Source organism: Oceanospirillum sp. (assembly GCF_982874595.1).
In genome coordinates this window covers 1-23218 of sequence record NZ_CEYNZH010000055.1, presented here as the reverse complement: position 1 = coordinate 23218, position 23218 = coordinate 1, and the positions used below count along the sequence as shown (strand labels likewise).

The 23218-nt window shown below is 48.9% G+C and carries 19 protein-coding genes and 1 riboswitch; of the genes, 9 read left to right on the top strand and 10 right to left on the bottom strand.

Annotation, left to right across the window (positions count from 1 at the left end; all coding sequences use genetic code 11):
• Positions 1 to 192 precede the first annotated feature (192 nt).
• From purB to AC4GL5_RS16050, 5 genes are all read left to right on the top strand, one after another.
• Positions 193 to 1560, top strand: a complete 1368-nt coding sequence (gene purB / locus AC4GL5_RS16070; protein ID WP_490383815.1) for an adenylosuccinate lyase — start codon at positions 193 to 195, stop codon at positions 1558 to 1560.
• Positions 1561 to 1714: 154 nt separating this feature from the next.
• Positions 1715 to 2884, top strand: a complete 1170-nt coding sequence (locus AC4GL5_RS16065; RefSeq protein WP_490383814.1) for a JmjC domain-containing protein — start codon at positions 1715 to 1717, stop codon at positions 2882 to 2884.
• A 660-nt stretch (positions 2885 to 3544) separates the two neighbouring features.
• Complete coding sequence (locus AC4GL5_RS16060; RefSeq protein ID WP_490383813.1) at positions 3545 to 5140, top strand: isocitrate lyase; 1596 nt, start codon at positions 3545 to 3547, stop codon at positions 5138 to 5140.
• A gap of 214 nt (positions 5141 to 5354) precedes the next feature.
• Positions 5355 to 5924, top strand: a complete 570-nt coding sequence (locus AC4GL5_RS16055; RefSeq protein ID WP_490383812.1) for a hypothetical protein — start codon at positions 5355 to 5357, stop codon at positions 5922 to 5924.
• A 295-nt stretch (positions 5925 to 6219) separates the two neighbouring features.
• The gene (locus tag AC4GL5_RS16050) at positions 6220 to 8457 is read left to right on the top strand and encodes an NADP-dependent isocitrate dehydrogenase (protein ID WP_490383811.1); all 2238 of its coding nucleotides are present in this window, start codon (positions 6220 to 6222) and stop codon (positions 8455 to 8457) included.
• A gap of 85 nt (positions 8458 to 8542) precedes the next feature.
• Here AC4GL5_RS16050 and AC4GL5_RS16045 read toward each other — a convergent pair whose 3' ends face one another.
• The 3 genes from AC4GL5_RS16045 to AC4GL5_RS16035 form a co-directional block, all read right to left on the bottom strand.
• A complete protein-coding gene (locus tag AC4GL5_RS16045; protein ID WP_490383810.1) occupies positions 8543 to 9049 on the bottom strand; it encodes a hypothetical protein in 507 nt (168 codons plus the stop codon).
• 276 nt (positions 9050 to 9325) lie between these two features.
• Positions 9326 to 10045, bottom strand: a complete 720-nt coding sequence (locus AC4GL5_RS16040) for a hypothetical protein (protein ID WP_490383809.1) — start codon at positions 10043 to 10045, stop codon at positions 9326 to 9328.
• Positions 10046 to 10089: 44 nt separating this feature from the next.
• On the bottom strand, positions 10090 to 10923 hold the full coding sequence (locus tag AC4GL5_RS16035; RefSeq protein ID WP_490383808.1) for a 23S rRNA (adenine(2030)-N(6))-methyltransferase RlmJ: 834 nt from the start codon (positions 10921 to 10923) through the stop codon (positions 10090 to 10092).
• 171 nt (positions 10924 to 11094) lie between these two features.
• Positions 11095 to 11220: riboswitch (cobalamin riboswitch) on the top strand.
• Between the two features lie 136 nt (positions 11221 to 11356).
• Between AC4GL5_RS16035 and AC4GL5_RS16030 the strand changes: the two genes are divergently transcribed.
• Both AC4GL5_RS16030 and cobO read left to right on the top strand, forming a co-directional pair.
• Complete coding sequence (locus tag AC4GL5_RS16030; RefSeq protein ID WP_490383807.1) at positions 11357 to 13198, top strand: TonB-dependent receptor domain-containing protein; 1842 nt, start codon at positions 11357 to 11359, stop codon at positions 13196 to 13198.
• A 31-nt stretch (positions 13199 to 13229) separates the two neighbouring features.
• Complete coding sequence (gene cobO, locus AC4GL5_RS16025; RefSeq protein WP_490383806.1) at positions 13230 to 13829, top strand: cob(I)yrinic acid a,c-diamide adenosyltransferase; 600 nt, start codon at positions 13230 to 13232, stop codon at positions 13827 to 13829.
• A gap of 169 nt (positions 13830 to 13998) precedes the next feature.
• Here cobO and AC4GL5_RS16020 read toward each other — a convergent pair whose 3' ends face one another.
• The 5 genes from AC4GL5_RS16020 to AC4GL5_RS16000 form a co-directional block, all read right to left on the bottom strand.
• Complete coding sequence (locus tag AC4GL5_RS16020) at positions 13999 to 14598, bottom strand: indolepyruvate oxidoreductase subunit beta (RefSeq protein WP_490383805.1); 600 nt, start codon at positions 14596 to 14598, stop codon at positions 13999 to 14001.
• Complete coding sequence (locus AC4GL5_RS16015; RefSeq protein ID WP_490383804.1) at positions 14598 to 16508, bottom strand: thiamine pyrophosphate-dependent enzyme; 1911 nt, start codon at positions 16506 to 16508, stop codon at positions 14598 to 14600. The genes AC4GL5_RS16020 and AC4GL5_RS16015 overlap by 1 nt, the downstream gene beginning before the upstream one ends.
• A 266-nt stretch (positions 16509 to 16774) precedes the next feature.
• Positions 16775 to 17443 (bottom strand): class I SAM-dependent methyltransferase, encoded by a 669-nt coding sequence (locus AC4GL5_RS16010; protein ID WP_490383803.1) that lies wholly within the window; start codon positions 17441 to 17443, stop codon positions 16775 to 16777.
• A 129-nt stretch (positions 17444 to 17572) separates the two neighbouring features.
• Positions 17573 to 18925 carry a class II 3-deoxy-7-phosphoheptulonate synthase gene (locus AC4GL5_RS16005; protein ID WP_490383802.1) on the bottom strand — a complete coding sequence of 451 codons (1353 nt, stop codon included), beginning with the start codon at positions 18923 to 18925 and terminating at the stop codon, positions 17573 to 17575.
• A gap of 351 nt (positions 18926 to 19276) precedes the next feature.
• Entirely contained in the window at positions 19277 to 19915 is a 639-nt protein-coding gene (locus tag AC4GL5_RS16000; RefSeq protein WP_490383801.1) for a LysE family translocator, read from the bottom strand.
• Positions 19916 to 20104: 189 nt separating this feature from the next.
• Here AC4GL5_RS16000 and AC4GL5_RS15995 point away from each other — a divergent pair, with 189 nt between their 5' ends.
• Together AC4GL5_RS15995 and brnA are read left to right on the top strand one after the other, a co-directional pair.
• A complete protein-coding gene (locus AC4GL5_RS15995; protein WP_490383800.1) occupies positions 20105 to 20371 on the top strand; it encodes a BrnT family toxin in 267 nt (88 codons plus the stop codon).
• Positions 20358 to 20597 (top strand): type II toxin-antitoxin system BrnA family antitoxin, encoded by a 240-nt coding sequence (gene brnA / locus AC4GL5_RS15990; RefSeq protein ID WP_490383799.1) that lies wholly within the window; start codon positions 20358 to 20360, stop codon positions 20595 to 20597. The genes AC4GL5_RS15995 and brnA overlap by 14 nt, the downstream gene beginning before the upstream one ends.
• A 57-nt stretch (positions 20598 to 20654) precedes the next feature.
• Here the strand turns inward: brnA and AC4GL5_RS15985 are convergent, their stop codons facing one another.
• Entirely contained in the window at positions 20655 to 20819 is a 165-nt protein-coding gene (locus tag AC4GL5_RS15985; RefSeq protein ID WP_490383798.1) for a hypothetical protein, read from the bottom strand.
• A gap of 166 nt (positions 20820 to 20985) precedes the next feature.
• Positions 20986 to 23178 carry a P-loop NTPase fold protein gene (locus AC4GL5_RS15980; protein ID WP_490383797.1) on the bottom strand — a complete coding sequence of 731 codons (2193 nt, stop codon included), beginning with the start codon at positions 23176 to 23178 and terminating at the stop codon, positions 20986 to 20988.
• Between the last annotated feature and the right edge of the window lie 40 nt (positions 23179 to 23218).

Sequence of the window (23218 nt, the reverse complement as noted above, 5' to 3'; positions counted from 1 at the left end):
GAGGTTCATCGGGCGCTGTAAAAAAGTGTCAACTTATATCAGGACTAGACATTATGCCAGCCTTTAGTTTTCTGGCAACGCCTTAAGAGTCGTCCTTAGCCTGAGAATATGCGCGCTAGTCCTGTAATAAAATTCAGTTTCAGGTATGATTGCGCACTTCATGAAATCAGCTTATAGAGAGCAGTAACAAACATGCAGCTTTCCAGCCTTACCGCAATATCCCCCGTTGATGGCCGTTATGGCTCTAAGACCGCTGACCTGCGCCCTTGGGTGAGTGAATTTGGTCTGATCCGTGCCCGTGTTGAAGTTGAAATCCGCTGGTTACAGCGTCTGGCCGATCACGATCAAATCGCAGAAGTGCCTGCCCTGAGTGCAGACGCGAACCAGATTCTGAACGACCTGGTTGCTAACTTCAGCGAAGAAGATGCTCAGCGCATCAAAGAGATCGAACGTACCACCAACCACGATGTAAAAGCGGTTGAGTACTTCATCAAAGAACGTATCGAAGGCAACAGCGAACTGCTGGCAATTACAGAGTTTGTTCACTTCGCCTGTACATCAGAAGACATCAACAACCTGTCCCACGCCCTGATGCTGAAAGGCGCGCTGGACAATGTTGTACTGCCAACCATGAAAGAAGTGGTTGAAGCGATCCGCCAGCTGGCTATCGCCAACGCAGAACAGCCTATGCTGTCCCGTACCCACGGTCAGACGGCATCACCTACGACTCTGGGTAAAGAGATGGCCAACGTTGCCGCTCGCCTGCAGCGTCAGGTTAAACAGGTTGAAGCGGTTGAGCTGCTGGGCAAAATCAACGGTGCCGTTGGTAACTACAACGCTCACCTGTCGGCTTATCCGTCTATCGACTGGGCCGAAAATGCCAAAATCTTTGTGGAAAGCCTGGGTCTGACCTTCAACCCATACACCACTCAGATTGAGCCACACGACTATATCGCTGAACTGTTTGATGCGATCGCCCGCTACAACACCATTCTGATCGACTTTGATCGTGACGTTTGGGGTTATATCTCTCTGGGTTACTTCAAGCAGCGCACGATTGCCGGCGAAGTGGGTTCTTCCACTATGCCGCACAAGGTTAACCCGATCGACTTTGAAAACTCCGAAGGTAATCTGGGTATCGCCAACGCTATCATGCAGCATCTGGCCGCTAAACTGCCGATCTCCCGCTGGCAGCGTGACCTGACCGACTCTACCGTTCTGCGTAACCTGGGTGTTGGTTTTGGTCAGTCCCTGATCGCGTATCAGGCATCCCTGAAAGGTATCAGCAAGCTGCAGACCAACGCAGAACGCCTGAATGCCGATCTGGAAAACAGCTGGGAAGTACTGGCTGAACCGATTCAGACGGTTATGCGTCGTTACAACATCGAAAAACCCTACGAGAAGCTGAAAGAGCTGACCCGTGGTAAAGCGATCACAAAAGAAACCCTGCAGGAATTTGTTCAGACTCTGGACATGCCACAGGAAGCGAAAGATGAGCTGATGCAGCTGACGCCGCACAACTACATCGGTAACGCGATCGATCAGGCAAAAGCGATCTAAACGGTTTTAACCGTTCGGCGCAGTTTTTTGCACGATCCGAAAAAGGCCCTGATATCTATCAGGGCCTTTTTCTTTGTGAGCTGTTTTACTTAATGACATCGATTGCTCTTGTCAGCATCTTCATTCATCAGATTTTATTTCCGGAAAAACAACCATGTTACAACTCCCTGAAAGCCTGCTGCGCCATATCAGTTACGAAGAGTTCCTGCGGGATTACTGGCAGAAAAAGCCACTGTTCATTAAAAATGCGATCCCGGATTTTGAATCCCCCATTGATGAACATGAACTGGCAGGGCTGGCACTGGAAGAGCAGGTGGAATCCCGTCTGGTGATGGAAACCGGCCCGAACGGTGAAAAATGGCATCTGGAAAACGGCCCGTTTAAAGAAGAGCGCTTTAATGAACTGCCGGAAAGCCACTGGACACTGCTCGTTCAGGCGGTAGATCACTACATTCCAGAAGTGTCGGCCCTGATGGAAGCCTTTGACTTCATCCCCAGCTGGCGTGTCGATGACATCATGATCAGTTACGCGCCAAAAGAAGGTACCGTTGGCCCACACCTCGACTACTACGATGTGTTTCTTCTGCAGGCACAAGGTACCCGTCGCTGGCAGATCGGTGGTTTCGCTGATGATAAAACTCCGTTTATCCCGGATGTACCGCTGCGTATTCTCCAGGAATTCGATGCCACAGAAACCTTCATCTGCGAACCGGGCGACCTTCTTTACCTGCCGCCACAGCTGGCACACTACGGTGTCTCTCAGTCCGATGACTGCATGACCTGGTCTGTGGGTTTCCGCGCCCCCTCCGCTGATGAGATCATCACCTCTCTGGCGGATTATATTGGCGAATCCCTGTGCGAAGATGACCGCTATAAAGATCCGGATATCCAGCTACAGACCAACACCGGTGAAATTGGTGATGATGCTATCCGGCGGGTACAGGCCATTATTCAGGAAAAGCTTTCGGATAAAGCCACGATCAAAGCCTGGTTTGGCCGCTATATGACCCAACCCAAGTATCTGGATCAGCTAGTTCCGGCGGAAAAAGCACTGACAATGACTGAAATGGAGCAGGAAATCGCTCAGGGATTAGCAATTTGTCTGAGTGAAGGTAGCCGAATAGCCTTTTCCGAAGCCGAAAATGGCCTTTTACTCTTTGCAGATGGCAATGGATTTGACGTTTCCGCGACAGATCGGGAGGTAGTGATCTTTCTTACTGAGCAAAAATACCTGACTCAAAGTGAATTATATTCATCTTCAAATGAATTTAAAGAAATAGTCCTTGAATTGATCAATCGCGGCACACTCTATCTTAGTGACTAAACCATTGTTGACAGTCACGGTTTCCGAACCGTGACTGTCACTCGGTCCCTCAAAACTGAAAACCCCCGCCTCTGTTTAACAATCTGTAACAGCCCGCTATAAGTACCTATGCCCCCTTTCCCCTTGTTCCGGCATCCGGTCAGAATTTTCAGCCACGCTTCAACCCTCAAAGATTGTCGACAATCCTGCAAAATCCGGCAAAAACACCAGTTCATCAAACGGTCATTTCTGAAAGTAAAACTACAACACTATTGCAATGCAGCAAGGAAAATTCATTCAAACGGTAGTCAGACTACAGAAAACAATTTGTAGCCTAGTTACAACAACTTATATAGCCCAAAGTAGCGTTTGCAAAGGGTTCGCAGCTTAGGGCATAGTAAAAACACACAAAACGACAAACACTCGTTTTAAGCGGAAGATAAATTTTTCAGGAAAGTTTCAGACACTTAAATCGAGTCGATGCCAAGGTGATCAAAACAACATAATCCCTGTTTTGAAATGCACAGGCACAACAAGAATGGATCTGCTCCGACGGCACATCGAAGCGGAACAAAGGATACCTTAGGGCTTCAGGCACAACGTTGCCGGAATGTTTACTCCCCGGTAACGGTGAGGCCCTAAGGCAACAACCTAACAGGCACACTCTGTAGAGGAAAAAGCATGTCAACTTACAAACAAGACATCGACGCAGTAGCAACACTGAAAGAAACCAACGGTTCTCCTTGGGATGCAATCAACCCAGAATCTGCAGCACGCATGCGCGCTCAGAACAAATTCAAAACTGGTCTGGACATCGCTAAGTACACTGCTGGCATCATGCGTCGCGACATGGCTGAGTTTGACAAAGACAAAACCAAATACACTCAGTCTCTGGGTTGCTGGCACGGTTTTGTTGGTCAACAGAAACTGATCTCTATTAAAAAGCACTTCGGTTCTACCGAGCGTAAATATCTGTACCTGTCTGGTTGGATGGTTGCAGCACTGCGTTCTGACTTCGGTCCTCTGCCTGACCAGTCTATGCACGAAAAAACAGTTGTAGCGGATCTGGTTGAAGAGCTGTACACCTTCCTGCGTCAGGCTGATGCCCGTGAACTGGGCGGTCTGTTCCGTGAACTGGACAAAGCGCGTGAAGCGGGCGACAGCAAGCTGGAAGCAGAAATCCAGAGCAAGATCGACAACCACGAAACTCACGTTGTTCCGATTATTGCTGACATTGACGCTGGTTTCGGTAACGCAGAAGCGACTTACCTGCTGGCTAAGAAAATGATCGAAGCAGGTGCTTGTGCACTGCAGATCGAAAACCAGGTTGCTGACGAGAAGCAGTGTGGTCACCAGGACGGTAAAGTAACGGTTCCTCACGCTGACTTCCACGCGAAAATCCGTGCTCTGCGTTACGCCTTCCTGGAACTGGGTGTAGACGATGGTATCATCGTTGCCCGTACTGACTCTGAAGGTGCTGGTCTGACTAAAGAGATCGCAGTTGTTCGTGAGCCAGGCGACCAGGGTGACGTTTACAACTCTTACCTGGATTGCGAAGAAGTTACTCCAGAGCAGACTTCTGAAGGTGATGTACTGATCAGCCGTAACGGCAAGCTGGTTCGTCCTAAGCGTCTGCCTTCCGGTCTGTACCAGTTCCGTCAGGGCACTGGCCACGAGCGTTGCGTCTTTGACTGCATCGAAGCAATCAACGCCGGTGCTGACCTGCTGTGGATCGAGACTGCGGTACCTACCGTTCACGAAATCCGTGACATGATGAATGAAGTTCGTAAAGTACATCCGGATGCGAAACTGGTTTACAACAACTCTCCATCATTCAACTGGACGCTGAACTTCCGTCAGCAGGTATTTGATGCCTGGGAGAAAGAAGGTAAAGATGTTTCTGCCTATGATCGCAACAACCTGATGAGCGCTGAGTACGATGACTCTGAGCTGTCTGCTGAAGCTGACAATTGGGTTCGTAACTTCCAGGCTGACTGTTCACGTGAAGCGAATGTATTCCACCACCTGATCACTCTGCCGACTTACCACACAACGGCTCTGTCAGTAGACAACCTGGCTAAAGAGTACTTCGGTGAAGCCGGTATGCTGGGTTACGTTGAAGGCGTGCAGCGTAAAGAGATCCGCCAGGGTATCGCTTGTGTGAAACACCAGAACATGGCTGGTTCAGACATGGGTGATGACCACAAAGAATACTACGCTGGTGAGATGGCTCTGAAAGCTGGCGGTGCGAAAAACACCTCTAACCAGTTCGGCTAAACAGCGATTGTTGTTCAGTAAAACTGGATAAGGGAGGCACTCTGGGTCAGACTCTTCTGGCCCAGAGACACCCTGAAAAAGGCGGCCCTTGTAAAAGGTGTCGCCTTTTTTTATTGATCTGATTTTCACGCTAGAATGAGTTACCGCTCATGCGGTCCATAGAACTTGCAGTTCAACTTTTACCGATTGTTTAACTTTTACAGATGGCCCGACTATGACAACTGACACACCAGCTTTTCTGAAAGATGCAAAAGATTTATTAACCGATCAGGGCTTTGCCACAAGCAACATCTGGTATCACGGCACCTCATCTGCTCTGGTGGATGCGATACAGGAACAGGGACTGAAGCGATCCGGTGATCTGGCTCTGAAAGAAGCCGCCAAGAAAACCATGGCGACCATTGGCGATGATCACTACAACGAAACCACAGAACCTGTTTTTCTGACTCAAAGCAGAGAGCTGGCCTACTATTGGGCGCAGCAAACCGTCAGAAACCGTAGTGTTCGCATCGAAGGCACTGAACAACCGGTTGTGCTCTCCATAGAGCTGCCGGAAGAGATTAACACCGCCGTTAAACCCGATGTCGGCGCGGCCAGCCTCTTAATGGTCAAAGAAGGTGAAAACTATATGGCATTTCTGGCCGGTATTTATCAGGCAAACAATCAGCCGACACCGGCTATCGACCTGATGAAAGCGGATCGCATGGACTACCTGAACCTGCTGGGTATGGCCTATATTGACCGCGACCTGCCAGCAGACTGCATTAAGCTGGTCTGCGAATAACCCCCACTCTTTCCAGCGTTTAGCCCGCACAAAACTTGCGGGCTGATTTGTTTCTGCTCTATTTTCCTATCAGACCAAAGGTTCTCTGGCCGCTGTTTTGTAAAAAAATTTCCCTGAAAGGGCTAAAAACCCATATTTACTAGCCATAAGTTGTAATTCTCCACCATATAAAAAGGTGATGTTTTTTAGTACAATCCAGCGCCAACAGACAGAATAAAACTCCTTCAGATCTGGGATGGCCACAAGCCATCTTGTGTTAGGTCTTTGGCTACACGCCATAACAATAGGGATAAAAATGACAACTCCAAATTCAGAGCAAAAAATCGTCTATACCCTCACCGATGAAGCACCGATGCTGGCAACTGGCTCACTCTTGCCTATCGTGCGCTCCTTCACTGAAGCTGCGGGTATCAAAGTTGTAACCAGCAACATCTCCGTTGCTTCCCGTATCCTGGCTGGCTTTGCTGATCGTCTGACCGACGAGCAGAAACAAGAAGCAACCGATACACTGGCGGAACTGGGCGAGCTGACTAAAGATCCTTCATGTAACCTGATCAAACTGCCAAACATTTCAGCGTCTATTCCTCAGCTGAAAGCAGCGATTGCTGAACTGCAGTCTCAGGGTTATGACCTGCCGGACTATCCGGATGAAGCGACCACTGACGAAGAAAAAGATATTCAGTCCCGTTACGCCAAAGTTCTGGGTAGTGCTGTTAACCCTGTACTGCGTCAGGGTAACTCTGACCGTCGTGCGCCACCGGCAGTTAAAGCATTTGCTCGCAAGTACCCGCACTCCATGGGCAAGTGGAGCATGGCTTCTCAATCCCACGCTGACTATATGCGCGGCGGTGACTTCTTCTCCAGCGAACAGTCTGTAACCATGGACGCTGCTGACGAAGTACGTCTTGAGTTCGTTGATAAGAGCGGTAATGTTGAAGTTAAGAAAACCGTAGCCCTGGAAGAGGGCGAAGTTTTCGACAGCATGTTCATGAGCGCAAAAGCGCTGGACGCCTTCTTCGAGCGCACTCTGCAGGAGTGTAAAGAAGATGGTGTTATGTGGTCTCTGCACGTTAAAGCGACCATGATGAAAGTATCTCACCCGATCGTATTTGGTCACGCGGTACGTGTTTTCTACCGTGAAGTGTTCGACAAGTACGGTGAGCTGTTTGAACAGCTGGGCGTTAACCCGAACAACGGTATGGCCAGCGTTTACGACAAGATCAAAACCCTGCCTCAGTCCCAGCAGGAAGAGATCGAAGAAGCGATCCACGCGTGCTACGAGCACCGTCCTGAAATGGCAATGGTTGATTCCGTTAAAGGTATCACCAACCTGCACATCCCAAGCGATGTAATCGTTGATGCCTCTATGCCAGCAATGATCCGTAGCTCCGGTAAGATGTGGGGCCGCGACGGCAAGACCAAAGACACAAAAGCAGTCATGCCTGAGTCTACTTATGCCCGTATCTATCAGGAGATGATCAACTTCTGCAAGACCAACGGTGCATTCGATCCGACTACTATGGGCTCTGTGCCTAACGTTGGTCTGATGGCGATGAAAGCTGAAGAATACGGCTCTCACGACAAGACGTTCGAAATGAAGCAAGACGGTACTATGCGCGTTGTTAAATCCGACGGCACCGTACTGATGCAACATGACGTTGAGAAAGGCGACATCTGGCGTGCATGTCAGACTAAAGATGCTGCAGTTCGTGACTGGGTGAAACTGGCTGTGACTCGCTCCCGTCAGTCTGACACGCCTGCAATTTTCTGGCTGGACGCGGAGCGTGCTCACGACCGTCAGCTGCGCCTGAAAGTTGAAAAGTATCTGAAAGAACATGACACCGAAGGCCTTGATCTGCGCATCATGGGTTACAGCCGTGCGATCCGTACCTCTATGGAGCGTATGATCCGTGGTAAAGATACTATCTCTGTATCCGGTAACGTACTGCGTGACTACCTGACTGACCTGTTCCCGATCATGGAACTGGGTACGTCTGCAAAAATGCTGTCTATCGTTCCTATGCTGAACGGCGGTGGCATGTACGAAACTGGCGCAGGCGGTTCTGCTCCTAAGCACGTACAGCAGGTTCAGGAAGAGAACCACCTGCGTTGGGATTCACTGGGTGAATTCCTGGCACTGGCTGTTTCTCTTGAAGAGATGGGCATCAAGAACGACAACCCGGACGCTAAGCTGATGGCTAAAGCTCTGGATGCTGCAACTGGTCAGCTGCTGGAAAACAACAAGTCACCTTCCCGTAAGGTTGGCGAGCTGGACAACCGTGGCAGCCACTTCTATCTGGCGATGTACTGGGCTCAGCACCTGGCAGAACAGACTGAAAACGCACCTCTGGCAGAGCGTTTTGCACCTCTGGCTAAAGCCCTGACGGAAAACGAAGAGAAGATCGTTACCGAACTGGCAGAAGCACAGGGCAAACCAGCCGATCTGGGCGGTTACTACCACCCTGATATGGAGAAAGTATTCTCTGTAATGCGCCCAAGTAAAACTCTGAACGATATTCTGGATTCTCTGTAATCGATATCGGAATGAGGCGAGCTTAATGCTCAGCAAAAACCCGGGCTTGCCCGGGTTTTTTTATGCATCTTAATCCTGAAGGAGGCTAGAGATCAGCCAGAACCGAAGGATCAACAATACCCGCTTCTTCCATCGCCTCGGCTAAGCTCTCTTTAAGTTGAGAAAGTTGAGCCTGCATCATCTGCAGCTCCTTCATGTGCATCTCTAAAACTTCCGGGGAAACATTAGGCTGGCGCTGCAGTTCTTCAAAGGCCTCCAGCTTCTCATCCAGTTTTTCCTTTAACTTTTCAGCCTGTTTTTTTAATGCTGAAATATGAGGCGGAAGACTGTCTTCCTCTTCTTCCGTCTTTGTCACTTCTTCTCCGCGAAGGCGCTTAAGAGCCTCTTCGGAGAGAGAGACTCTATCCTCCTGACGCTCTTTGCGCGCCTGTTCACGCTCGGCAATACTTTTATGCCCCCCCTCATTAAGAGCCTCTTCTTTTACTTCAGCTCTCAATCGTTCTGACGCAGGGGGTTGCTCGCTCTGCTCCTTGGTCAGTCTGATATTACTATTCATCACATTAAGCTGCGCTTTAGGAAACGAAGTATCCATACTGATAATCCTGAACATTATGAATAAACTCCCGCCTGACAACGAGAGGGCTGCCAACAGCATAGCGGCAGCAAAGCCTTCAATGCACCCCCGTATCCCTATCAAAATTAGGCGATCTGATCAGATTTATTAAATTCAAATTTACCGGACGCAGATAACTCAGCTAAAAGACGTAAACGACAACCGATGAGAGACAGAGACTCCATCGCTGCAAACAGGCAAGAACGAAAAAGCAGAGCCAGGACTAAAAAAATAGTCAGACTCCAGAAGAAAGGATCAGAATATCTGTTTAGCGCTTAACAACCACTGATTCCAGTGGCGTGCCAGCGTCTCTAAAAGAGACGGGGCAGAATGGCCACAACTCTGATCAATGACCAGTGTCATCACGCCGTCTTCCTGTGTCGCTGAATGACGGGAGTGACTTCGGGCAATCAGGGCATCTTCAGTTTTGTAGACCCAATAGCTTTTTTGCGGATCAATCAACATATAAGTCGATGAACCAAAACGGGTATCCACTAAAAAGCTGTCAGCACCATCCACCAGAGACTCGCCAAAAGCGAACCAGGTCTCCGGCTTTAATTCATGAACGCTGGGCTCGGCAGCCTTCGCAGCATCAATAGCGCTAAAGCGGCCACTCAAACGATCAAGCACTACACGGGAATCTGCCCCCAAAAGCACAGCAATGCCTTTCCACTTCAGAAAGGCCGCATCCAGCTGCCACTGATCACCCTGAATACGATAACGCTGCTGGGTACACTCAGGAAAACGGGTCACCGAGGCCAGATACCAGTTCCCGCCCAAAGCCTCAAACTCCAGACGGGCAACCGACTGCTCACTGTTAAATCGGGAATAAACGTAGTAAGGCGCAATAAGCGACCAGAGAACGAGCACTACAAGCAATAACGGCCAAGCCCGCCAAAGACGAAGCAAGCGCCTGAGCAAAGAGACTTTTGTCTTGCTGCCTTTATTCGTATTCGCCATCTTATCGGTACTCACTAAACGATTCCCTTCCTGAACCGGCTACACCTGAGGCTCCCAGACTATTCGCCCACCAGCCAGCGTACATCCGCGACGGCGGTATCGCCTAACAGGGCTTTAGCCAATTCCGGCAGACACTCAGTCAGCTCGGCATCGAGCTGATAAGGCGGATTAATAATCATCATGCCACTACCAATCATACCGAAAGTCTCATCGGCTTCCGCTTCCCGACAGATCTCGGCAACAAGAATGCGTCGGATACCACTCTGCTCAAAACGGTCCAGCATCATCTGGCTCTTATCCGCTATCAACACAGGATACCAAAGCGCATAAACTCCCGTTGGCCAGCGTTTATAAGCAGCAGTGACGCTTTTAATGACCTTTTGATAATCCGTTTTAATCTCGTACGATGGGTCCATCAGCACCACACCTCGGCGAGGATCAGGCGGTACAATCCCCGGCAGACCTTCAAAACCATCCCGGTGATGAATAGCCGTATCCGGCCAGCGGGAGGCTTTACGTTTCAGGGTACTGGTTTCGTTATTGTGCAGCTCCATCAGCTGTAGCTTATCGCCAGCACGCTGAAAGTGATGTGCAACCGCCGGAGATCCAGGATAGCGCTGAATAGCACCAGACGGATTGTAGGCTTTGATCAGCTCACGGTAGATTTCAGGTAAAGCCGGGTGATCAATAACGCGCACAATACCTTCATCTGCCTCACCGGTTTTTACCGCTTCCTCGCTCAGCAGATCGTAATCAACCCCACCGGAATGCGTGTCGATGTAAGAGAAAGGCTTAGCCTTTTTGTGCATCGACTGAAAAATCAGCGCCATAGTCAGATGCTTAATCACATCGGCATGATTTCCCGCGTGGTAAGCGTGGCGATAACTAAGCATAGAAAACCCTTTACTTTACAAGAAGCGATAAGAAGGCTGTGCGCCTAAGAAAGGGCGGCATTGTATCACCCCCGTAAATAGAGCACCTAATCCCCCTCACTGAATCGATGATGAAAGCCGCTCATGAACATGCTGAAAATCACTGGCTTGACTCAACAAAAGATAACTATATTATGCGCCTACGTTTTGAGTTGGGGAAACAGGTGAAAATCCTGCGCTGCCCCCGCAACGGTAAGTTGCTTTGCTTTATCCGGCAAAGCATCAAGCCCGGTTACCAGCTCACAACGCTTCGGAGTTATTTCTGACTCCCGAGTATTTACGGTGTTGCGGAGGGCGACACCGGTGTAACTCACGCTTTCTCCTACCGGACATTGCCGCTGTTGCGCCTGCCCTCCCTCACGCTTATCTATTGCGCTGAGGATTATGTTTTACCATGAAGAAAATTGTTCTGGCTGCCGCTGTTTCTGCTGCCCTATCTCCCGCTGCCTTCGCTGCAGATCCGATGACCATTGTGATTACTGCAGGTCGAACCGAACAGTCTCAGGCTGATGTCACCATGCCTGTAACCGTTATCACCAAAGAAGATCTTAAACAGCAACAACCAAAAAGTGTTACTGAAGCGCTAGCTGCCACTCCAGGCATTCAGGTCCGAACTAATGGTGGATATGGTCAGGAAAGCAGTCTCTTCCTGCGCGGGATAAGCCAAAGTCGTATGCTTGTTTTAGTCGACGGCGTTCAGATTGGTAGCGCAACACTGGGAGAAGTCAGCCTGCACCACCTGCCTGTCAACCAGATAGAGCGTATCGAAGTCGTGCGTGGCGCACGCTCCAGCTTATATGGTGCCAACGCTATTGGTGGGGTTATTCAGATTTTCACCAAACAACAGCGTCAAGAGCGCAGTCACGCTGAGATATCTCTTGGCGCAGGCGGCAACAATACCCATGAGAGCGCCATTAGTATCAGTCACAGTGATGGACAAAGCCAACTTAGGGCTAATATCAGTCACTTCACAACTGATGGATTCGATATCAAACCAGAAAAATCAGACTTGGGTACAGACGACGACGGCTATACCAATAGCTCTATCAAGCTGGATGCAGAGCACAAAGTAGGCAAGCACACTATTCTGGCAGGCATGCAATACACCGCCGGTGAAAATGACTACGATAATGCATACATTGGCTATGATGCGGACCAAGGTAAATCAATTTACACAAATGATGCTGTTAACGAATTTGTTTACTCCAGTTTTTATGCAGGTCTAGAGTCAGCACTATCTGATGACCTGACTTTGAATGCTAAAACCAGTTACTACACCGATGATAATCAGACGGTCTTGGCTGGCGAGGACCAGAACAGCTACATAACAAAAACAAGCAAGTTTGAACTTCAGGCAACTCATAATGTTAATGATGAGATACTACTAGTTGCCGGTTTTGACTATAAAAAAGATGATGTCTCCGATTCCACTCAGGATTACGATGAAGATACTCGGGACAACAAAGCACTTTTTGCCCTTTTAGAAAAAAATGGAGAAAAATACCAAGCCGCTCTATCTGCTCGTGTTGATGACAACGAAGCCTTCGGCGATTTCAGCACTTATGGTATTGACGCGAGTTACCAACTGTCATCAACAATGAAATTTAAGGCAGGCTATGCCACCGCCTTTCTGGTTCCCACTTTCAATGACATGTACTGGCCAAATCAGGGCAACCCAGATCTGGAGCCAGAAACATCTGATACTGCAACACTTGGTCTGAGTTTTAAACCTGACAATAATCTTAGCTTCGACATTAACCTCTATCAGACTCAATTGGATGATATGATCGCCTGGGCACCTGATGACAGTGGCAAATGGAAACCAAGCAACATTAATAGTGTCGAGATCACGGGGGCGGAATTGGTTGCAAGCGCTGATCTTGGAAACACTCAAGTTATCTTTAACGCCAATGTTATGGATACAGAAGATAAGAAAGAGAAAAAGCAGCTGGTTTACCGGGCTAAGCAAACCGCCAACCTGCGTGTCAATCATACCCTCAACCAACTGACATTAGGTCTCGATACTCAGTTTACCGGCGAACGATACACCGATGCGAAAAACACCGATAAACTGGGTGGCTTTACCTTATATAATATAGATGCTCGATACCTATTCAGCCCACAGCTGGACCTGTCTGCCAGTATAAAAAACCTGACTGACAAGGATTATGTCAGCACAAGAGGCTATGCAACTGAAGGCCGCACCTTCTTTAGCTCTGTCCGCTACCGCTTTTAAAACATTGCATTAAGACACAACCGGAGACCCCATGACTGATCGTGATACCCGCCATAAAAAGGCGATGCAAAAACGCAAAGAGATGGTTGATGCCAAAGTTGCTAAAGCAACGGAAGAACGCGGCATCACTATTGTGATTACCGGCAACGGTAAGGGCAAAACCACATCAGCATGGGGCACGGTGGCCCGTAGCCTAGGCTACGGCTACAAGGTTGCAGTAACGCAGTTTATTAAAGGCACCTGGGATTGTGGTGAGCGGGATATCTTTGAAGGTAATCCGAACCTGACCGTCCATGTGATGGGCACCGGCTTTACCTGGGAAACTCAGGATCGTGAGCTGGATAAAAAAGCCTGCCGTGCGGCATGGGAAAAGACCCTGCCGAATCTAAAGGATGAGAGTATCAAGCTGGTGGTGCTGGATGAGATCACCTACATGCTGAAGTACGGTTATCTGGAGATTGAAGAGGTGCTGGAAGCGCTGAAAGGTCGCCCGAAGGATCAGTCCGTGATTTTGACCGGCCGTGCCGCGCACCGTGATCTGGTGGAATACGCCGATACCGTATCTGAAGTGCGTGATGAAAAACACGCCTTCAACGCCGGTATTAAGGCGCAGAAGGGAATCGACTGGTAAACCCGGCCCGATACCCAACAACAAGAGAAGCCCGCAAGCCTATTCCCTCGCGAGCTTCTCTTTTTTACACCTACAAATTTACACCTACAAAAAAGCCAGCCCCATCAATAAATCAGGACTGGCAATGCTCTAACGAGTCACACAGTTAAAACGCTGTATAGCAGCTCATTCAGTTACGTTGAGCCGCCTCCCTTCCCGCCGCAAAGGCGATCCGGTTTAACTCCACCAGCTTGTCTGATTTATGGGCAAAGCGCTTTAAGACACTCTCTTCCAGCACCGCAGTATCAAAAGGCAGCTGCTCCGAAATCGCCCCCAGCATAATGGTATTGATCAGACGACGATCCCCCAGTTTGATCGCAATATGTCCGGCATCAAAGGCATGTACCTCGCGCTCGCCCCGAATATCCTCAATCGGATCATCGGGATACTGAAACAGCCCGGCACTGACCACCGGCGGCGACTGGCGATAGGTGTTCACCATCGCCACGCCACTGCCTTTAAGATGGTTAATCCAGCGCAGCGCCTCTGCCGGCTCAAATGCCACCAGAAGATCCGCCTCGCCCGAGGCGATAGAGGGCGAGTGAACCCGGGGTCCAAAACGAACATGGGAGGTCACCACGCCACCCCGCTGCGCCATACCGGCCACTTCGGTTTTCTTTACATCCATACCCAGAAGCAATGCCGATTCAGCCAGAATATCCGCCGCCGTCATCACCCCTTGTCCGCCGATCCCGGCGACCAAAATATTGGTAATCCCCTGAGCACCCATCACTTCACCTCCACAACCAGATTGTCGATACTCTGGCTCTGCAGAGCCTCATAGCCGTTTGCCACCAACGAATCCGCAGGCACGATAGCATCCGGGGCGCAGGTATTCACACAGAGATTACAGCCGGTGCAGGCACTGGTATCGATATCGACAAACGCCAGCTCCTTCTCTTTACCATTGGGTTTCACCACCATCTCACGGCGGGTCACCAGAATGGCCGGACAGCCCACATCCAGACAGTTACCACAGCCGGTGCAATCTTTCGCTTCCACCGTCAGCGGCTGCATCGCCTTGTAGCGCTCGGTCAGCACACAGGGCTGATTGGTGATAATAACCGACACATCGTCGATCTTGGTTTCATCCCTCAGGGCCTTAAACAGGGTCGGTAACTCGTAAGGGTCAACCTGATGGATACGCTCTTTCTTCACCCCCAGGGCTTCCACCAGCTGCGGGAAGTTCACCTGAGCGGTCTGCTCACCCTGCAGATTGATACCGCTTGAAGGGGCGTTTTGGCCACCGGTCATACCCACGGCGCGGTTATCCAGCAGCAGGATGGTCGCATTACCCTTGTTATAGGTCAGATCCAGCAACCCCTGCATCCCCATGTGCAGGAAGGTGGAATCACCGATCACCGCCACCACTTTTTTGTTGGCATCTTCCGGCTGACGGCCTTTATCCAGCCCCATGGCAACCCCCATGGATGCGCCCATGCTGATACAGGTATCCAGCGCATTCCACGGATGACCCGCCCCCAGGGTGTAGCAACCGATATCACCGGAGATATAGGTGTTCTTAACCTTAGACAGCGTGTAGTAAACCCCCAGATGAGGACAGGCCACACACATGGTCGGTGGACGCGGGAACACCTCCTGCGCCGCTGCGATCAGTTCTGGCTTGGCGGTTTCAGATGCCCCGGCCTTGCCTTCAATCGCCTGTTTCAGCACCTCTGGTGTCAGCTCGCCCTGCTTAGGCAGAATCGACTTACCCTCCAGAGCAATCCCCTCTGCTTTCAGCTCTTTCTCCAGCAGAGGCTCAACTTCTTCTACCAGAATCAAACGCTGCACGCTCTGGCTGAAAGCTTTCACCTTTTCTAAGGGAACAGGATGGCTGAAGCCCAGCTTGAGCACCGGCGCATCAGGATAGGCCTCTTTCACATGCTGATAAGCCACCCCGGACACTACAAAACCCAGATCGGTGCGCTCACCCGCCTCAACACGGTTCAGAGGCGAAACCTCGGCAGCCTGCGCCAGCGCTTCATCCCGCTGGTGCATCAGAGGAATCCGGTCTTTGGCATTACCCGGCACCATCACCAGGCGCGCCCGATCTTTAACAAAGCCCTTTTTGACTTCGGTTTCAGTGGCCGGCTGCAGCTGCAACGTACCTTTGACATGGCAGATACGGGTGGTTACCCGAACCAGTACCGGCACCTGAAACTGTTCCGACAACTCAAAGGCGGCACGGGTAAAATCGTAGGCTTCCTGAGTATCACTGGGTTCCAGAACCGGCAGATGAGCAAAACGCCCCCAGAAGCGAGAATCCTGTTCGTTTTGCGATGACGACAAGCCCACATCATCAGCCACCACAATCACCAGACCACCCACAGCACCGATCAGGGTTTGGGTCATCAGCGCATCCGATGCCACATTCAGCCCCACATGCTTCATGGCACACAAGGTGCGACTTCCCGCCAGCGAGGCACCGATAGCCACCTCAAGTGATACCTTTTCATTAATCGACCATTCAGAATAGATATCAGGATATTGAGAGATATATTCCAGAATTTCGGTAGATGGTGTGCCGGGATAAGCAGCCGCGACTTTTACATTGGCATCCCGCGCCGCCAATGAAACCGCCTCATTGCCTGAGACAAAGAGTTTTTTATCGGTACTAACGGGGGTTCTGGCATTCAATTCAGCAATCCTCAGTCAAGGGTTATCTCTATCAAGCTCTGCAACAAGCATTACAAAATGCTTAACCCGACTAAGTTTTATGTATTATTTATTTGACGGGCATAGCCATCCTAAAAGGAAGTTACCCAGCTATTGTTGACCCATATCAGACTTGCCTTATCTCAACAGGCGACAAAAGTGCTATTTATCGGCAAATTACGGCTTTAGTCGCACAAAAAAAGCGCCGCAGGGAAACCCTCGGCGCTTCGTGAACAGCAAGTAATGTTTTAGCCGCCAGCCTGCTCCCGCTGGTACTGCAGGATCTGGCCTTTAAAGGGCTGCTCCAGATAATCGGTTTGCTCGGGTTTATGCTGGCTGTGGACATAACCTAAAGAAACCATTCGTTTACTGAACTTAGCATGATTACCTCGGCCCGGATCCACCAGAATCACCTGACAACGGTCAGAGGCATGCTGGTTGATAAAAGCCGATAACAGCTCAATATGTTCCGCCTCGTACAAAAGATCACTGCCCACAATGAGGTCAAAATCACCCATGCCACAATCCGCATCTCCCCAGCCGGTGCGAACGAAGGGAATCGCCTCTCCCTCATTAAGGCCGGCATTAACGGCCAGAAAGACGCCCGCTTGAGGGTGATAGTCCGTTGCTGTGATATTCGCCAGACGCTGATTCAGCATCAGACTGGTCAGCCCGATACCACAGCCAACTTCCAGAATCCGTTTGCCCCGGATATCAAACTCGCGCATAAAGTGCGCCAGCACCTGACCAGAGGGCCATAGGATGCCAAAGATCGGCCAGCTGGCAGAGGAGATACCCAGATTCTCAGCCGAATGATCAGGATCAGAAAATTGCTGATTGTCGCGTAAAGTACGCAAATGAATATCGTGCAGACCGCATTCATAGGTCTGATAGCGGTAACGCAGGGGGGATGACATCGGCTGTCCTCGGTCACATGAAATGTAAGACCAAGGTTCTGACCTTTACACAGAAGCCAACACCTTACTGTTTGGCCATAAAAAAAGCGAGGCAAAACACCTCGCTTTTTAGCCTGCCCGCTTAAACTATCAGCGGGCAGCTTTCAGACTGTCGGCAATCAGGAATGCCAGCTCCAGCGACTGATCGGCATTCAGACGTGGGTCACAGAAGGTGTGGTAACGATCACCCAGATCATCCTCTGTAATCTTAAAGCGGCCACCGATGCACTCGGTCACGTTACGACCGGTCATCTCAAGATGAACACCACCGGCATGAGTGCCTTCTGCTTTATGAATGGCAAAGAAGCGGCTCACTTCACCCAGCACAGAATCCACATCACGGGTCTTGTAACCGGTGGATGCCTTGATGGTGTTGCCGTGCATCGGATCACTGCTCCAGACCACATTACGGCCTTCCGCTTCAACCTTGCGGATCAGCGCAGGCAGGTGGTCGGCAATCTTGTCAGCCCCCATACGCACGATTACGTTCATGCGGCCGGCTTCGTTGTCCGGGTTGATCGCATCCAGCAGACGGATAAAGTCATCCGGGTCTGTGGTTGGCCCTGCTTTAACGCCGATCGGGTTTTTCACACCACGGCAGTATTCCACATGAGCACCATCCAGCTGACGGGTACGATCCCCGATCCAGAGCATGTGGGCCGAGCAGCCATACCAGTCGCCGGTCAGACTGTCCTGACGGGTCAGCGCCTGCTCATAGGGCAGCAGAAGTGCCTCGTGAGCAGTATAGAAACGGGTCTCGTTGATGCTTGGCGTATTCTGCGGGCTGATGCCACAGGCCTGCATAAAGGCCAGTGTTTCGTCGATACGCTCTGCCAGATCATGATAACGCTCCAGCGCCGGACTCTTCTCAACAAAATCACGGTTCCATTGGTGAACCTTGTGCAGATCCGCCATACCGCCACGGGAGAAAGCACGCAGCAGGTTCAGTGTTGATGCCGCCTGATTGTAAGCCTTAACCATGCGGGCAGGGTCCGGCACACGGGCAGCCTCGGTGAAGGCGTTATCGTTGATAATGTCGCCACGGTAGGATGGCAGGGTTACGCCATCAACCGTCTCATTATCGGAAGAACGAGGCTTGGCAAACTGACCCGCCATACGACCCACTTTTACCACAGGGCTCTGGCCACCAAAGGTCAGTACCACCGCCATCTGCAGCAGCACCATAAAGGTGTCGCGAATATGGTTAGCGGAAAACTCATCAAAGCTCTCGGCGCAATCACCGCCCTGCAGCAAAAATGCACGGCCAGCAGCAACATCCGCCAGCTCAGCCTGAAGCTGACGGGCTTCTCCGGCAAAAACCAGCGGCGGAAGACCGGCCAGTTCCTGCTCAACATTCTGTAAGGCGTCCTGATCCGGATAGTTCGGCATTTGTCGCGCGGTTTTCTCTCTCCAGGATGCCGGTGTCCAGATGGTATTACTCATAACGATTCCATTTCTCTGCATATATCGACCTGCCCTCAGACAAAACAGGCCAACCTTTAGGTAATATGTAACAGTCTGATTATTCTGATGAATTCTAAAGACATTACTATGTCACCGCCCCGAGGGGAACCCCGAACGCCCTGATATAGAGCCTTAAAAGGCAAAAAAAGAGATCTGCCTCAGCCTATAGCCTGCAAGCAATCAGAAAGGATCTTATTTAGCCCACGACAAAAGCAAAAAATAATAGCTGTTGCGAGTTACCCGTCATGAGACTGAATAATCTGCAGCGCGGCCTCTCTCACCGGAAACCAAATAGAAATGATGTACTTTAAACTGGCCGCCAAAAAACCGTCAGCTGCTTTTGGTGAGCGCGAGTTTTGCCCCAAAGCCGATAAAAACCACGCCCGTAATCGAGTTTAACCAGACCTTAAAGGTTGGGTTGTTGGTGGCGGATTTTATTCTGCTCAGGGTAAACACCATGGCCGAGAACCAGAGCACATTGACCAGCGAGTGTGCCGTAACCAGTGAGTAAGCGCTTAGGGCGCTGCCATCCACCGGCATAAACTGCGGGAAAGCCGCCAGATAAAAAACCGATACTTTCGGGTTCAGAATGTTAGTTAAAAAGCCTTCGTAAAACGCCCCCTTCATCGAAACCGGCTTTCGTGCCGGTTCTGCCGCCAAGGTCGTTTGTGCGGCAGGCTGCCGGATCGCATTTCGCAGAGCCTTAACACCCAGCCAGATTAAATACGCCGCCCCCAGCATCTTAAAAACAAAAAATGCGTTAGCGGATTGCACCAGCAAAATGGAGATACCGAATATCGACAACGTACCGTGTACATAGAAAGCGGCCACAAAGCCCGCAATGTTGGTCAGCCCCGCCCGATGGCCGGAGAGAGGCACCGTCTTAGCGATCAGAAAGCCATTCGGCCCCGGAGAGATCACCAGTAAAGTCGCCACGGCGATAAAGGCGAAAATAGCGTTTAAATCCATTTTAGTGCTCCGGTGGTTTGGGAGTTAGGCATCCTGTTTAAGGATCTATGATAGCTGGGTTATCGGAGCTTCGAGTGCTAAAAATTAATCCGACAGATAAAGGGATGTTTTTTTGGGATGGTCAGCATCACAACAGCCAGAAGCGAATACCACGTTGCCGAATGAGTAAAAAGGGTATAAATTTTACTCATGGTGACATTTGAGTTTGACGAGAATAAAAGCCAGTCCAATCTCGAAAAACACGGGATTGATTTCCATACCGCACAGGGTTTATGGAACGACTCAGATTTGCTCGAAATTCCAGCCAACACCAGTGACGAGCCAAGGTTTCTAGTGATAGCAATGCTTAGCGGCAAACACTGGTCTGGCGTTATTACCTATCGGGGTGATCACATCCGCATCATCTCGGTCAGGCGTTCCCGAAAAGCGGAGGTAAACCTCTATGAAAGCGCATGAATTTGATGCCAAGTTTGAAAGTGATGATGACATTCTGGGTGATCTGGATCTGTCACAGGCCAAGCGCCCTATGCAGAAGCAAAAACGGGTGAATGTTGATTTCCCCGCGTGGATGCTGGAATCACTGGATAAAGAAGCCAGCCGGGTCGGTGTTACCCGTCAGTCGATTATTAAAATCTGGCTGGCTGAACGGTTAGAGACCGTCGCCCATCCTCACAAGTCCTGATTTTTGATTTCTATCGCCATTCCCGTGCTTCCGTGGGAATGGCGTCTTTCTCATCTATCAATCAGTATCTGAAGGCTTCGGGCTTTCAACCTGAGAGGGTTCTGGCTGACCCTGCTTCATGGTGGTTTTCAGTTTCTTAATCTCTATTTCCGCTCGCTGTTCTGCAGCCTTAACAACGTCAGGATTTAGCTTTTCCAGTAACTGGTTCAGAGGCTTAGTCATAAGCGACTCCGTGGTTTAGGTGATATGAAAAACAACGGTCAGCATGGCTGACCGTGGATTGAAGATAGTAGGTAGTGTAGAGATAGGATGTGAGGATTAACTGCGCATTAAACAGGATAAAACAGTGGATTAAAATGTATAGTGAAATTAAGTCAAACCCACCATTTTAGTTCCGATTAAATGCCTTGTTAGATTTTTCCCCATAATTCCGTTTCGCTGAGTTAATTGCCTTAGCTATATTTTCTTTCAACTCTGCAAACATTTCCTCTAGGGGGTTACCAAGCCATGAAGGATCAAGCCCCCTCTTAGTAGCCTCTTCTAGTAAAGGTTTATACTGACCAATCATGTGACTAAAAAATACTTCACATCTTTCAGCTCTCAATTTAATTCTAGACACAACGTTGCGTTCATCGGATATTTGGTGTGACAGAGACTTCAAACGCTCCCATACATCTTTATCTGCAATAAAAGTATCCATCAAAATATTTTCTATAAAAGTAAAATCAGATAGCAAACTTCTTACAATATGACCACCTAATCGACTAGCAAAATAACTACTTGTAACCTCAGCTTTACCGTGTGATTTTGTATGGACAAATCGCTTCTCACACAAGTCTGACAATATATCCATCGTGTCAGACTCAGAGAAACCTATTGCTTTCAAATTATCTCTGATGCTTGGCCCATCTATAGACCCGGTGCCGTTGTTACTGCTCTGCTTAACCAATGCGTTTAATACAAACATACGAAGCAGCTCTCCATTTGACCGCCCTAATCTTGAATCAAACGGATTTCCAATCACGGAATACTCTTCACTGTACACTGATTGATTTCCTAGCAATATCGATCTAAATGCTTCCTGCTTAGGGAGAGTGTATTTTTGAGTAGCTCCGAATGTTCGAAGTGCTTTAGCTGGATCAGTATATCCTCTAGCTAAAAATTCACGTGTCATTCTAAGGGCAAGCCGGACATCATGATTGGATAAAACGTCAATCCTTTCTCCTATCTCTGTACCAAGTACAGAGCTTTTCACTATATCTATAAATACAGACAGGTCGTCCACCTTAAAATCAGCGCCGTTTAATGCTTTAAAACTCCCCTTTTTGTTTTCCAGCATTTGTCCTGTTAAGAAAAAACGCCTTGATAAAACGGAAGGGATTTCTGGCGGCTCAATATGAATCGGATCAAAATCAAATGCGTCAAATGTAGGAGAATTTCTATGCTCTACGTAAGTCGACTCTCTCATGGCAATAATTAAATTAATATTCAATCTTCCTGCTAGCGCTATTGCATCAGAAAAGATTTCGGACTGAGTATCATCATCTTCAAATTGATCAATATTATCAATAACTAAAAATACAGGACATTTGGTTGCACCATGACCGACGACCTTATCAACATATGGATTAACTTTATTGTAATCATCCATTATTACTTCTGTAATTTTCTCATCAAAACCATCCTTATTTTTTGACAGAAGAAACATAGGCCCGCTTTTCAATGCCGAAATATCGTTAGCATAAGCGTTTTTTATCGACCTATTATAATCACTAAAATATTCATCAGATTTTACATACTCAAATAACGCTCTATATATAAAATTAATAGGTGATTCATTTTGAGAGAAATTTCTGAAATCAATATCAATCCAGTGCGGATAAGTTTCGCTTTTCGATTTTTCGAAATATTTTGCCGATGCAACTCGTCTTGTATATTGCAAAAAAGTAGTTTTTCCTGTTCCAACAGTTCCAAGTATTAGAATTGCCAATGGCCTTGCATTTGAGGAGGCTGTAGCGATGGACTCTGTTAATGATGAAGACTCTCTTTTTCGCATTGGACGTTTAGGTTGAGATGAAAATAATGGCTCTCGTTTTTGCAAGTGCATTTGGATTCTATTATCAAATTTCTGCCTATCTGCATTTTTCACATAACACTTTTCAAGCAAGCTTTTATCTGAATTTATTATTGAATCAGAAAATGCACTTATCACTTCATTTTCAATCAATGGATAGATGGGATTTGCTGCTCTTGTTCCTGCCCCCTTAAAAAATCGATTAAGCCTTCTTTCTTCAAACTGATCAGTATTTCTCCCAATTAATTCTATAGCAAGGTTTCCGTCTATCACACCATCTCTTGACAATAGACTTTTAAAATAATCTGACTCTTCCCCCAAAATCCTTTCCAATGAGTCAAATATTATTGCCGAAGACGATGAGAAACTAACTTGATCTGTTCGTACAGCTGGAAACAATATCCACTGATAACCATTTGTAACAACAGCAAATGGAATAGACTTTTTTCTACAATAATTACGAGCCTGCTTAATCGCCTCTCCAGTTTTTCCCTGCTTAGCGGCCAATTCTGAGTGCAACACCTAATCCAATATAGGATAAGGTATT